This is a genomic window from Amycolatopsis sp. NPDC005961 (genome assembly GCF_040629235.1).
Classification (GTDB): Bacteria; Actinomycetota; Actinomycetes; order Mycobacteriales; family Pseudonocardiaceae; genus Amycolatopsis; species Amycolatopsis camponoti.
In genome coordinates, this window is the sequence record NZ_JBEXVF010000008.1 from 43054 (window position 1) to 55962 (window position 12909).

8 protein-coding genes are annotated in these 12909 nt (G+C 72.9%); 5 read left to right on the forward strand and 3 right to left on the reverse strand.

The genetic code is table 11. The features are described from left to right. Positions 1-32: 32 nt before the first annotated feature. Complete coding sequence (locus tag ABZ342_RS09535) at positions 33-1940, forward strand: TNT domain-containing protein (RefSeq protein WP_360470742.1); 1908 nt, start codon at positions 33-35, stop codon at positions 1938-1940. On the opposite strand, the gene ABZ342_RS09540 is transcribed toward ABZ342_RS09535, so the two are convergent. The 3 genes from ABZ342_RS09540 to ABZ342_RS09550 all read right to left on the reverse strand — a co-directional run bounded on the left by ABZ342_RS09540 (position 1927) and on the right by ABZ342_RS09550 (position 5675). Continuing rightward, positions 1927-2778, reverse strand: coding sequence for a class I SAM-dependent methyltransferase (locus tag ABZ342_RS09540; RefSeq protein ID WP_360470745.1), 852 nt, complete (start codon positions 2776-2778; stop codon positions 1927-1929). The genes ABZ342_RS09535 and ABZ342_RS09540 overlap by 14 nt on opposite strands. 14 nt (positions 2779-2792) lie before the next feature. Further along, entirely contained in the window at positions 2793-4130 is a 1338-nt protein-coding gene (locus tag ABZ342_RS09545; RefSeq protein WP_360470747.1) for an ATP-binding protein, read from the reverse strand. Between the two features lie 102 nt (positions 4131-4232). Next, positions 4233-5675, reverse strand: coding sequence for a CCA tRNA nucleotidyltransferase (locus tag ABZ342_RS09550; protein WP_360470749.1), 1443 nt, complete (start codon positions 5673-5675; stop codon positions 4233-4235). 99 nt (positions 5676-5774) lie between these two features. Between ABZ342_RS09550 and ABZ342_RS09555 the strand changes: the two genes are divergently transcribed. The 4 genes from ABZ342_RS09555 (at position 5775) to ABZ342_RS09570 (ending at position 12885) form a co-directional block, all read left to right on the forward strand. Beyond that, complete coding sequence (locus tag ABZ342_RS09555; protein WP_196425812.1) at positions 5775-6329, forward strand: NUDIX hydrolase; 555 nt, start codon at positions 5775-5777, stop codon at positions 6327-6329. Further along, complete coding sequence (locus ABZ342_RS09560) at positions 6326-8479, forward strand: DUF6049 family protein (protein WP_360470752.1); 2154 nt, start codon at positions 6326-6328, stop codon at positions 8477-8479. Before ABZ342_RS09555 ends, ABZ342_RS09560 begins: the two co-directional genes overlap by 4 nt. A gap of 775 nt (positions 8480-9254) precedes the next feature. Further along, positions 9255-11216 carry a murein biosynthesis integral membrane protein MurJ gene (murJ, locus tag ABZ342_RS09565; protein ID WP_360471056.1) on the forward strand — a complete coding sequence of 654 codons (1962 nt, stop codon included), beginning with the start codon at positions 9255-9257 and terminating at the stop codon, positions 11214-11216. A 121-nt stretch (positions 11217-11337) separates the two neighbouring features. Further along, positions 11338-12885: a protein kinase family protein gene (locus tag ABZ342_RS09570; protein WP_360470755.1), complete on the forward strand. Its 1548-nt coding sequence runs from the start codon at positions 11338-11340 to the stop codon at positions 12883-12885. Positions 12886-12909: the final 24 nt, after the last annotated feature.

Below are 12909 nucleotides of genomic sequence, written 5' to 3' on the forward strand. Positions count from 1 at the left end.
TCGGTGTAACTGGGGTCAGGGGAGGACAAAACGTGCGTTACCGGGTTGAGGTGGCCGAACGCCCGGACGGCCTGTACGCGACGTGGGGCGAGGGGACGTTCCGCGCGCAACGTTCGACGACCGACGGCACCGTGCTGCTGTCCGTGCTGCCGGAGGAAGAGGCACCGGAGGGCTTCGACAAGGAGTTCGAGGACCGGCCGGCGCGGGTCGTGCCGGCGAGCGAGGTGCCGGCGACGTTCACGCTGCGCACCTTCGGCGAGTACGACGGCGAAGTCTTCGAGGTCGCGCCGGGCGCGCGGCCGGAGCTGACCCTGCGCTGGGTCCGGGACGACGCCGCCCGCGCGGCACAGCTGGGCCTGACCGACTTCTCGGTCACGGTGCCGGCGAAGCAGGTCACGGCGCTGTGGCAGACGCGGCTCGACTTCACCGAGACGCCGGAGGCGCGGCCACAGCCGGGCGCCGGCGACCAGAACGCGCTGCTGCGCGCCATCGGCCGGACGCTGCTGCACACGGTGCCCGGGGGCTGGGCCCGCGTCGGCGCGCAGTTCCGGCAGGTCGGCGACTACTCCGAGATCGAGGTCCGCGCGGTCGGCGACGAGGACGGCCCGGTGTCGGTCTCGCTGCCCGCGGCGCCGCGGCTCGGCGGGCTCTTCGCCCGGCTGCGGGCCGCGATGTTCCAGCCCGAGGTGGGCACCTGGTACCAGGGCACGTTCACGCTCGACGCGGAGTCGCAGTTCGACTTCGACTTCGACGCCGACCGCGAGCCGGACTGGCGGGTGCCGCCCAACGAGGGCGGCCGCCCGTCGACCGCCGCCTACGAGCTGGAGCTGGCGAACTTCCCGCGGGCCCCGAAGCACGTCCCGGCCTGGTTGACGGCGAAGGCCGGCCTGCCGCTGGACGTCACGTTCCGGCTCGCCCGGGCCGCCGACTCGCACGCCGAGGGCGAGCGGCCGGTGGTCAACCGGCCACCGGTGCCGCCGGACCAGGTCCGCGGCGTGCTCGACTACCTGTTCCGGGCGCCGGTCGCGCTGCACCGGCCCGCGCCGCTGCCGGACATCTTCGGCGCGCCGGGCGCGAAGCCGGACGTGCCGAACGCGTTCCACACCGACGGCACCTGGATCTGGCCCGCCGCCGTGCCGCACTACCTGCGCAAGTACGGGGTGCCGCCGGAGCCGGAGCTGGTCGAGCACATCCGGGCGGCCGGGTTCCGCCCGCCGTTCGTCGGCGACCTCGTCCGCGCGACGGCGGAGGCGGAGGTCCTCGGCCAGCCGCGGCCGCCGCAGACGAGCGCCGACCTGCCGGACGAGCGCGCGCTCGTCCGGGTCGCGCGCGGTGAAGAGGTGCGGGACCTGCGCGGCGCCGAGACGCTGGAGCTGCTCCAGCAGCGGCTGGCCGAGCACGGCGTGCCGTCGGCGGCCTACCGGATCGGCGCCAAGGAAATCCCCGCCGAGGGCGTCTGGACGCTGCGGCGGGCCGAGAACGGCTGGGAGGTCTCGCGGCCGCCGTCCGACGAGCCGGTGGCGTTCGGCTCGCTCGGCGACGCGGCCCGGTTCCTCCTCGGCGTGCTGCTGATGCTGCCGCCGCGGCCGGCGGAGGAGTCCGACCTGCCCGCCGACTGGCCGATCCTGCCGATGCGCGGCGAACCGCCGTTGAACTTCTACCGCGGCAAGCGCCTGATCGTCCTCCCGCCGGGCACGGCGGTCGTCCGGTTCGGTCCCGAGACCGGCAACCTGGTGCACGCGGACGGCTCACGGTTCGTCGAGACGTCCCTGGCGTTCGAACGCGAGCGGGAGAAGCGGCTCTACCGGGTGCAGCGTTCGGTGCGGGTGCTGACCGGGGTGACGGCGCCGTGGAGCGGGATGCCGGGCGGCGCGGTCGCCTACCTGCTGCCGCGGCCGCTCGCCCAGCACGTCGAAACGGGCTCGCTCAGCAGGCAGTGATCAGGACGGCGGGCGACCACCAGTAGTCGGCGAGCGGTTCGACGACGACCTCGGTGAAGCCCGCCGTCTTCAGCTGCTCGGCCCACGCGGCGGCCGGCTGCTCCCAGTTCGTCCGCTCCTGCCCGGCGACCAGACCGAGCAGGACCGGCAGCAGGAAGCCCTGCGCGACGAGCGAGGCGTCATCGCCGTACTCGGCGACTCCGCGCTCGTAGCGCTCGATCAGCGAGCGAAGGTGCTCCGGCGAGCCTTCGGCGTACTCCGGGACGTCGAACTCGGCGAGGACCAGCGTCCCGGTGCGCGGCTGTAGCGCGCGCAGCACCTCGGCCCGCTGCTCCGGCTCGATGGACTGCAGGGCGAACGTCGACTGGACGAAGTCCCAGCCGAGGTCGTCCCGGGCCAGGAACTCCTGCGCGGTCGACTGCCAGCAGGTCGCCGACGGCACCCGTTCGTGGACGCCCTCGAGCAGGGCGGCCGACGGTTCGACGAGGTCGATCCGCGGGGGCGTGTGCGAGGCCTGCTCCAGCGCGGGCACGACCGCCAGGCCGTCGCCGCAGCCCAGGTCGAGCAGCGACTCCGGCTTCGCGTCGTCGTAGCGGGTGGCGAGGGCGGTGCTCAGCGCCCGGTACAGCCCGACGTTGCCGCCGCCGCGGATGAACGCCGTGAACGCGCTCGGCTGGTCGTACACCGAGGCCGAGCCGTCGCCGGCGAGGTAGGTGCGCAGTTCTCCGGCCAGCGACGAGCCGGCGAGACCGGCCTGGGCAGCGAGTTCGGCGGCTTGGTCGCGGTCACCGGCGCGGTAGGCGGCGAGGGCGTCGGCGAGCAGCTCGGTCGAAGTCATGAGTTCAGGAGATATCAGAACGGGACCCACAACGTCACCCGGGTGCCGCCCCCGGCGAGTCCCGATTCGACCAGCGAAGTCCCGCCGACCTCGGCCAGCCGGGCGGTGATGGACTCGCTGATGCCGAACCCGGCCGGGTGATCGGCCGCGCTGAAGCCGGAGCCGTGGTCGCGGGTGATCACCGCGATCCCGCCTTCGCGCTCCTCGACGCGCACCACGACCCGGTCGGTGCCGGAGTGCTTCATCGTGTTCCGCAGGGCCTCGCGCACGGCGTCGCGGATGGCGATCTGCCGGACCTCCGACAGCGTGTCGTCGTCCAGCTCGGCCACCACGAGCTGGGCGCGCAGCCCGTCGCGGGCCATCTCGGCGGCGAGCGCGGCGAGCTTCTCGCCCAGCGGCCGCGCGCCGGCCTCGGCCCGTTCGGACTTCGCCGTCTCGATCGTGTGCCGGATCTCCATCGCCTGGGCGCGGGCGAGCCGCTGGATCTCGACCAGCCGCTCTTCGGCGTTCGACGTCCCGGACAGCGCCATCGCCTCGAGGGTCTGCAGCACGGTGTCGTGCAGCATCCGGTGCTGCTGGGCACGCTCGGCCAGCCGGCCGTTGCGGGTGCCGTAGGCCAGCGCCAGCCGGGTGCCGAGCCCGGTCAGCACCAGCGCGGCGGCGGCCAGGAAGAGCTCGGCGAGCAGCGCCGTCGAGGTCGAGAATGCGGCTCCGACGTGGAACTCGCCGGTGTTGATCCAGTTCGCGAGCATCCGCAGCGGGAAGCTCGCGAGGCCGAACACGAGCCCGCTGGGGACCCCGAGCGCGAGCGTCAGCAGGCCGGCCTCGCCGAGGAGGTGGACGCTGCTGACCGCCAGCGCGTCGAAGTACCCCTGCGCCGGCACGGTCAGCGCGAGGACCAGTGGCGAAAGCACGGTGAAGACCAGGTCGACGGCCAGCAGCTTGCCCGCGTCCCGGCCGCGGTACGGCGCCGAGCGGAACATCCAGCGGAAGCCGATCAGGTTCACCGCGACCGAGAGCAGGGTGAACACCCCGACCGGCAGCAGCCCGGTCGACCCGTGCTGGAACGCGTAGACGCCGAACTGGCCCGGCACGGCGAGCAGCCGGAAGGCCAGCGGGATGAGCACGACGTACCGGGTGGCGCGCAGCAGCAGGCCGTCGCGCCGGCTCGGGTCGATCGGCCCGGCCATCTTCGAGATCCGCTTCAGCGCGTGGATCGGGGTCGGGTCGCCGACTTCGTCCGAGAGTTCGCTGGTGGCCGTCGCGATCGCCGGCGCGCCCTGCCGCAGCAGCGCGACGAAGAAGCTGCCCCCACGCGCCGCTTTCGGCGAGTCGGGCGCTTCGGTGGACATCGCGCAGACAACTCCCTGGTCACATCGGTGAACCGAGGTTAGGGAGTATCACCGATCCGCGCGGGTCAGGTCCAGCTTTCCACGAAATTCGCCGTCAGTTGGTCAGGAGTTTCCGATTCCCTGCTCGGCAGCCCACTTCTTCAGCTCCGCCACGGCGTCGTCGTGCTCCAGCGGGCCGCGGTCCAGGCGCAGCTCCTTGAGGAACTTCCACGCCTTGCCGACGTCCGGCCCCGGCTTGATGCCGAGCAGCTCCATGATCTGCTCGCCGTTGAGGTCCGGCCGCACGCGGTCGAGGTCCTCCTTGGCCTTGAGCGTGGCGATGCGGGCCTCGAGGTCGTCGTAGGTCGCCTGCAGCGCCGCCGCCTTCCGGCGGTTGCGCGTGGTGCAGTCGGCGCGGACGAGCTTGTGCAGCCGGGTCAGCAGCGGGCCGGCGTCGGTGACGTACCGGCGGACCGCCGAGTCCGTCCACTCACCCTTGCCGTAGCCGTGGAACCGCAGGTGGAGGAACACGAGCTGGGAGACGTCGTCGATGATCTCCTTGGAGAACTTCAGCGCCCGCAAACGTTTGCGGGCCATCCGCGCCCCGACGACTTCGTGGTGGTGGAAGCTCACGCCGCCGCCCGGCTGGAACTCGCGCGTCGCCGGCTTGCCGACGTCGTGCAGCAGCGCCGCCAGCCGCAGGATCAGGTCCGGCTCCGACGTCGGCTCGTGCGACTTCTCCAGGTCGATCGCCTGGGCGAGCACGGTCAGCGAGTGCTCGTAGACGTCCTTGTGCTGGTGGTGCTCGTCGATCGCCAGCCGCATCCCGGGCACCTCGGGCAGCACGCGGTCGCCGAGGCCGGTCTCGACCAGCAGCTCCAGCCCGGGCCGGGGGTCGTCCGCGAGCAGCAGCTTCGACAGCTCGGCCTGGACGCGCTCGGCGGTGATCCGGTCGATCTCGCCCGCCATCGACGTCATCGCGTCGACCACGCGCGGCGCGGCGGTGAAGCCGAGCTGCGCGGCGAAGCGGGCGGCCCGCAGCATCCGCAGCGGGTCGTCGGCGAACGACTCCTGCGGCGTCGCCGGCGTGTCGAGCACCTTCTCCCGCAACGCGCCCAGGCCGTCGTGCGGGTCGATGAACGTCTTCGTCGCCAGCTCGACGGCCATCGCGTTGACCGTGAAGTCGCGGCGGAGCAGGTCGCCCTCGATGCTGTCACCGAAGGTGACCTCGGGGTTGCGGCCGACGCGGTCGTAGCTGTCCGCGCGGAACGTCGTGATCTCGAGCTGCATGCCCTTCTTCGTCACGCCGACCGTGCCGAACGCGATGCCGACGTCCCAGACCGCGTCGCCCCAGTCGCTGACGATCTTCAGCACCCGGTCGGGGCGCGCGTCGGTGGTGAAGTCGAGATCGCCGGACCGCCGGCCGAGCAGCGCGTCGCGCACGCTCCCGCCCACGAGGTACAGGCGGTGCCCGGCCCGGGCGAACCTCTCGGCCAGCTCGTCCGCCAGGGGGGAGAGCCGCATCAGCTCGACCACCGCGTTCTCCTTGGCGACCACGTCGTTCACGAAAATCCCACTGGGTTCGGGTGCGATTACTACAGGCACCACCGGACAGGACACGGAGAGCCAGCCTACCGGGGCAACCGTTTGCTCTAGCATCGCAGCATGTCTGGATCAGCCGGCCGCCCCGGCGCCTCGAAGCCGCGGAGGCGGCGCAGGCGTCAACGCGGCAGGCGCCTGACCACGGTCGACGAGACGTCGGCCGGTGGCCTCGTGGTGGACGCCGAGCGCGAACAGGCGGTGCTGATCGGCCGGCTCGACCGGCACGGCAGACTGCTGTGGTCGCTGCCCAAGGGCCACATCGAGGACGGTGAGACGGTGGAACAGACGGCCGTGCGCGAGGTCAAGGAGGAAACCGGCATCTCCGCGCGCGTGCTTCGGCCACTGGGCACCATCGACTACTGGTTCGTGGCCGAGCGGCGGCGCATCCACAAGACCGTCCACCACTTCCTGCTCGAAGCGCTCGGCGGCGAGCTCTCCGACGAAGACGTCGAGGTCACCGAGGTGGCCTGGGTCCCGCTGGCCGAGCTGGAGACCAAACTCGCCTACTCCGACGAGCGGAAGCTCGTCCGGAAGGCCAGCCAGATGCTGAAGGAACTTTTCGCGCGCCCGGACGTCCACGGACGAGACGAGCACGCCCCTGAGGGAGCCCCCGAGTGAAGCGGTTCGCCGCAGCCTTCCTTTCCGTCCTCTTCCTGGCCGTCCCCGCCCTCGCCGGAGCCACGGTGGCCCAGGCGGAGGAGGGCGCCCGCCTGCGCGTCGAGCTGAACGAGCTCAACCCGCGCGTGGTCACCAACTCGACGACGACGCTGACCGTGTCCGGCACGGTGACCAACACCGGCGACCGCAAGGTCAACCGGCCGCAGGTCCGCCTGCAGGTCGGCGACCGGGTCACGACCTCGCGCGGGGTCAACGACGTGCTGTCGGGTGCCGTCATCAAGGACTCCCCGCTGACCGACTTCGCCTCGGTCGCGGACGCGCTGGAGCCCGGGCAGAGCGCGCCGCTGAACATCACGGTGAACCTGACCGGGTCGAAGGCGCTGTTCAGCCGTCCCGGCGTCTACCCGCTGCTGGTGAACGTCAACGGCACGCCGGAGTTCGGCGGGCCCGCCCGGCTGGGCGCGGTCAGCATGCTGATGCCGGTGCTGGCCGGGCCGGGCAAGCCGGCCGGGCACTCGTCGGCGGGCGCGCCGAGCATGACCCTGCTCTGGCCGCTGACCGGCAGCGTCCCGCAGGTCTACGCGGCGCCGTACGGCCGGCCGCTGGTGCTGCGCGACGACAAGCTGGCCGACGAGATCGGCCCCGAAGGCCGGCTGAACGCGCTGGTCACCGCCGCGACCACGGCCGTGCGCGGCGACTCGAACCTCGCGAAGTCGATGTGCTTCGCGCTCGACCCGGACCTGCTGGCGACCGTCGCCGCGATGGGCCGCGGCTACCAGGTGCACACCGGCAACGGGAACGTCGACGGCAAGGGCGTCCAGACCGCGAACACGTGGCTGGCCTCGCTGCGCTCCCTGCTGACCGGCCGGTGCGCGGTGGCGCTGCCCTTCGCCGACGCCGACCTCAACACCGTCTCGCGGATCCGCCCCGGCGACCCGATCCTGGTGGCCCAGGCGGCCGCGGCCGCCGCCACGATCCAGCAGCTGGCCGGCATCGCGCCGCAGACCGGCGTGCTCTGGCCGGACGGCACCCTCAACGAGGCGGTGCTGACCGCGCTGACCCAGGCCGGCGTCAAGACCGTCCTGACGGACGCGGCGAAGATCGCGCCCGCCGGCGCGGGCGGCGGGGTCACCGTGCAGGGCGGCACGGTCCGGGCCCAGCCGACCGACTCGCTGATCTCCGCGGCCATGACCGGCGTGCCGAGCGTGCCCGACTCGGTCACCGTCGCCGCGAACACCGAACCGGCGATCTCCAGCCAGAACGGCCTCGGCGCGCTCGCCTTCCGGGCCGGCCTCGGCCTGCCGGCCGGGCAGGAGCGTCCGAACCACCTCCTGGTCGCCCCGCCGCGGCGGTGGGACGCCCCGGCCGCCGAGCTCACGGCGTACCTGCAGCAGGTCGGCGACTTCCTCAACGCCGGGCTGGTCACGGCGCAGTCGCTCCCGTCGCTGCTGAACGCCGACCCGCAGGCCTCCGGCGCGGTCGGCGACGGCGGCCAGAACCCGGACGCGGCCATCGACCCCACCGTCGTCTCGACGCTGGCGAAGCTCGACGACCAGGCCACCGGGATCGCGTCCGCGATGCAGCCGGACCCGACCAAGCGGGTGAAGCCGGAGGACGTCGTCGCGCCGGTCCGGCTGGCCGAGCTGCGGGGCGCGTCCACCGGCTGGCGGGGCCTGCCCGCCGACGCGGCGACCGAGAACGCGCAGGCCGAGATCGGGGCCATCAGCGACCAGGTGAGCGTCCGGCAGCCGCAGCAGACCATCGCGCTGGCGTCCGGCAACTCGCCGCTGCCGGTGTACGTGGTGAACGACCTGCCGGTCGGGATCACCGCGCGGTTCGCGCTCAGCAACAACACCGGACTGCGCTCGGACGACCGCAAGGAGGTCGCGTTCCCCGCGGGCGGCGGCCGGCAGTACTTCCTCCCCGTGGAGGCGCTGCGGGCCGGCCGGTTCAGCGTCGATGTGTCGTTGAGCACGCCCACCGGTACCCCGCTCGGGTCATCCGCGCGCTTCGAGCTGACGTCGACGGAGTACGGCGCGATCACCATCATCGCAACCGTCGCCGCAGGTGTGGCCCTACTTCTGCTGGCCTCCCGGCGCATCTACCGGCGGGTCAAGGACGCCCGCGCGGGTCGCGACTTGGTGGACTGATCCCTCGGCCTTCGAGTGTTCCGGACGGTTCCCGATTACTCTTGGTCCGCACGTACGCGGCACCGGGCCGCGGGCACCGGACCGAGCACCGAGGATTGGGCACGCGTTGGAGAGAGAGCCGGGTTTACCACCCGAGCGTGCGAGTCGTCCTCGGCGCGAAGGCGCTCCGCCCCCGCAACGGGGTGACGGGCCCCCGCGAGCGGGGCAGCCGGTCCGCCGCCAGCCGCCAGCCCAGCAGCCGCCTCCCCCGGAGCGCGGCCGCCGCCAGCCGCCCCGCAACGGCCACACGCGCCAGATGCCGCCGCCCGAAGACGCGACGGTCCGTGACCCGCGCCCGCCCCGCGAGGACGCCCCGCCCCGCCGCCCGGCGCGTGAGGACGGACCCCGGCCCGCCCGGGACGACGCCCCGCCCCGGCGGCCCGCTCGCGACGATGCCCCGCCGAGGAGGCCGGCCCGCGAAGACGGGCCGCCGCGCCGCCCGGCCCGTGACGACGCCCCCGTCCGCGATGGCAGGCCCGTGCGCGACGACGGGCTGATCCGCGACCCGCGTCCCGTCCGCGACGGCCAGCCGGTCCGCGACGACGTCCCCCCGCACGACGCATGGCCGGTCCACGACGAGGCCCCGCCCCGCGAGCCCCGTCCGCCGCGACGCGTCCCCCCGGGCCCCCCGGGCGCGCCTCCGCAGCAACCACCGCAGGGCCCGCCGCCGCGTGGCGGACAGCCGCCCCGCGCCGCCGGTGGTCCGGCGCCCACGCGCGTCCAGCCCGTGCCGCCGGTGCCGCCGCCCCCGGGTCCGCCGGGACCGCCGTCGGCCCAGGGACGGCTGCCGCAGCCGGTCCCGCCGTCGACCCCGGCCCAGGGCAGCCCGGCTCCCGGCACACCGCCGCCCGGCATCCCGGTGCCTCCGCGCGGCCGCGGGTCGCGGCGTCCCGCGCCGGTCCGGCCGTGGCAGGAGGAGGCCCAGCGCCCGCCCGACCCGGAGGCCACGCGGTTCATCCCGCGCACCGCCGGCGTGCCGATGAACTCGCGCTGGCCGGTCGCCGACCCGGACGTCATGCGCCCGTACGACGCGCTGGCCACCCAGGTCATGCCGGCGCTCAAGACGCCGCTCGTCAAGCCGGTCGAGCCGGGCGCGGAAGCCCCGGCCAAGGCGCCGTCGCTGGCGAAGGCGTCGGGCCGGATGGCGATCGCGTCGCTGATCAGCCGGATCACCGGCTTCCTGTGGAAGCTGCTGCTGGTCGCCGCGATCGGCCAGGGCATCGCGAACGACTCGTTCAACGTCGCCAACACGATGCCGAACATCATCTTCGAGCTGCTGATGGGTGGCGTCCTCGCCAGCGTGGTGGTGCCACTGCTGGTGCGCTCCCAGGACGAGCCCGACGGCGGCGCGGCCTACACCCAGCGGCTGATCACCGTGGCGTTCTCGCTGCTGCTGGTCGGCACGGTGGTCGCGGTGCTCGCGGCCCCGGCGTTCACCAGCCTCTACGTCGACGGCTCCGGCCAGGCCAGCTCGTCGCTGACCACGGCGTTCGCCTACCTGCTGCTGCCGGAGATCTTCTTCTACGGCGTGTTCGCGCTGCTTTCGGCGGTGCTCAACGCCAAGCAGATCTTCGGCCCGACGGCGTGGGCGCCGGTGATCAACAACCTGGTCGTCATCTTCACGATCATGGTCGTCTGGGTCATGCCGGGGGACATCGACACCGCCCACCCGTCGATCACCGACCCGAAGGTGCTGACGCTCGGCATCGGCGTCACGGGCGGCATCATCGCCCAGGCCTTCCTGCTGGTGCCGCCGCTGCTGCGCTCGGGCTTCCGGTTCAAGTGGCGCTGGGGCATCGACAAGCAGATGAAGGAGTTCGGCGGGCTCGCGCTGTGGATCCTCGGCTACGTCGCGGTCAGCCAGGTGGGGTACACGATCAACACGCGCGTGCTGACCAGCGGTTCACCCGGTGGTGTGACCGCGTACAGCAACGCCTGGCTGCTCTTCCAGCTGCCGTACGGCGTCATCGGCGTCTCGCTGCTGACGGCGATCATGCCGCGGATGAGCCGCGCGGCCGCCGACGGCGACCACAAGAAGCTGATCGGCGACCTGTCGTACGCGTCCCGGATGTCGACGGTGATGCTCGTCCCGATCTCCGCCGTGATGACCGTGGTCGGCGGCTCGATCGGCATCGCGCTGTTCACCTTCGGCAAGGGCACGATCGAGACCGCCGAGCGGCTCGGCGACGCGCTCGCGATCTCGGCGTTCGCGCTGCTGCCGTACGCACTGGTCATGCTCCAGATGCGCGTCTTCTACGCGATGAAGGACGCCCGCACGCCGACGCTGATCATGATCGTGATGACGCTGGTCAAGGTGCCGCTGCTGTACCTGTGCCCGGTGCTGCTGTCGCCGGACAACGTCGTGCTCGGCGTCATGATGGTCAACGCGCTTACGTTCGTCGTCGGGGCGATCCTCGGCCAGGTGTGGCTTTGGGTGACTTTGGGCAACCTGCGGAGCAAGCGGGTGATCGGCGTGATCCTGTTCACGGTCGTCGCCAGCGGGCTCGGCGTCGGCGCGGCCTGGGTGGCCGGGCAGATCGTGCCGGACTCGTTCGGGCCGACCCTCGGCGCATGGGTCAAGCTGTTGCTGCAGGGCATCGTGGGGATCGTCGTCTCGTTCGGCGTGCTCATGGCGCTGAAGGTCGAGGAGCTGAAACCGGCGACGTCGAGGTTCACCCGGTTGATCAAGCGGGGGTAACGATTCCGGTACGGATGGCGACGACTCCCGCGTCGTATTCTGGGTAACCTTGGTGCGGGGAGCTAACGGGAGAGTGCGGGTGGACACGAGGCGGAGCGAACAGGCGGGGGGTGCGAACCACGTGGGCAAGGCCCAGGTCGGATCGCTGGCCCCCGGGCGCGTGGTCGGCGACGGCCGCTACCGCCTCCTCGCGCAGTTCGGCGTGGACGAGCGGGGTGACGCGCACCTTTGGCGTGCCCGCGACGGGCAGCTGAAGCGGGACGTCGCGCTGACCCTGCTGGTCGGCGACCCGGCCGACCCGGAAGCCGCGCGGCTCGCGCGGCGCACCCTCGAACGCGCGACGCACGCGTCCAAGTTCGGCCATGGCGGCGTCGCCCGCGTGCTCGACGTGCTCGCGCTCGGCAGCGGCATCACCTCCAGCGAAGGCCTGCTCGGCGTCGTCGTCGCGGAGTGGACCAAGGGCAGCGACCTGGTCGACCTGGTCGCGCAGCGGCCGGTGGCGCCCGCCGCGGCCGCGCGGATGGTGCAGGCGCTGGCCGAGGCCGTCGAGCAGGCCCACCAGAACGGGCTCGTCCTCGGGCTCGACCACCCCCAGCGGCTGCGGCTGACGCCGAACGGCGCGCTGAAGCTCGCGTTCCCCGGCCCGCTGCCGGAGGCGACGCTGCGCGACGACGTCAAGGCGCTCGGCGCGGTCCTCTACCTGCTGCTGACCGGCCGCTGGGCGCTGCCCGGCGGCCCGCCCGCGATCCAGCCGGCCCCGACCACGCCGCAGGGGCGGATCGTCCCGCCGCGGCAGCTCATGCCGATGGTGCCCGCCGACCTGTCGTCGCTGGCCGTCCGCACGATCGAGGACGGCGGCAACGGCGGCATCCGCACCAGCGCGGCCATCCTCCGGATGCTCGACCAGGTGGCCGAGGAAGAGGAACGCACCCAGCTGATCAAGGCCGTCGGCGGCGAGGCCGCCGACGGCGAGGGCACGGTCTGGACGACGAAGAAGCCGGTCAAGGACGTCGCGCGGCGGCGCAAGCTCGCGCTCGGCGTGACCGTCCTGGTGGTCGCGACCGTCGTCATCCTCGCCTGGGGCGGGCTGATGCTGATCAACGTCTTCCAGGGCGACTCGAAGGCGAGCGGGCCGACGATCAACGTCGCCGCGCCGCCGGCGTCGAGCCAGCCGGCCGGGCAGCCGCCCGCGCCGAGCCAGCCCGCGCCGCCGCCGTCGCCGGCCGTGGGCGCCGCGGTGAAGCCGCAGGCCGTCGCGGTCTACAACCCCGAGGGCAAGGGCGACAACACCGCGCGGGCGAAGTACGCGATCGACGACAAGCCCGAGACGCAGTGGCGCACCGAGCAGTACAAGCAGCAGTTCCCGGCCATCAAGCCGGGCGTCGGGCTGGTCGTCACCTTCAAGGACCCGATCACCCTGAGCCAGGTGAAGGTCGTGGGCGGCACGCCGGGAACGAAGGTCGAGATCCGCTCGGCGACCGAGAAGAACCCGGACTTCGCCGACACGAAGGTGGTCGGCAACGGCGACCTGAAAGACGGCGACACGACGATCCCGCTGGCTCAGCCCACCCAGGGCGAGTACTTCATCGTCTGGATCACCTCCCTGGGTGGCGAGGACGGGAAGTTCCAGACGGAAATCGCCGACCTGGCCTTCCTGCCTGCGGGGTGACGCACCCGACAGGGTCAGTAGGCT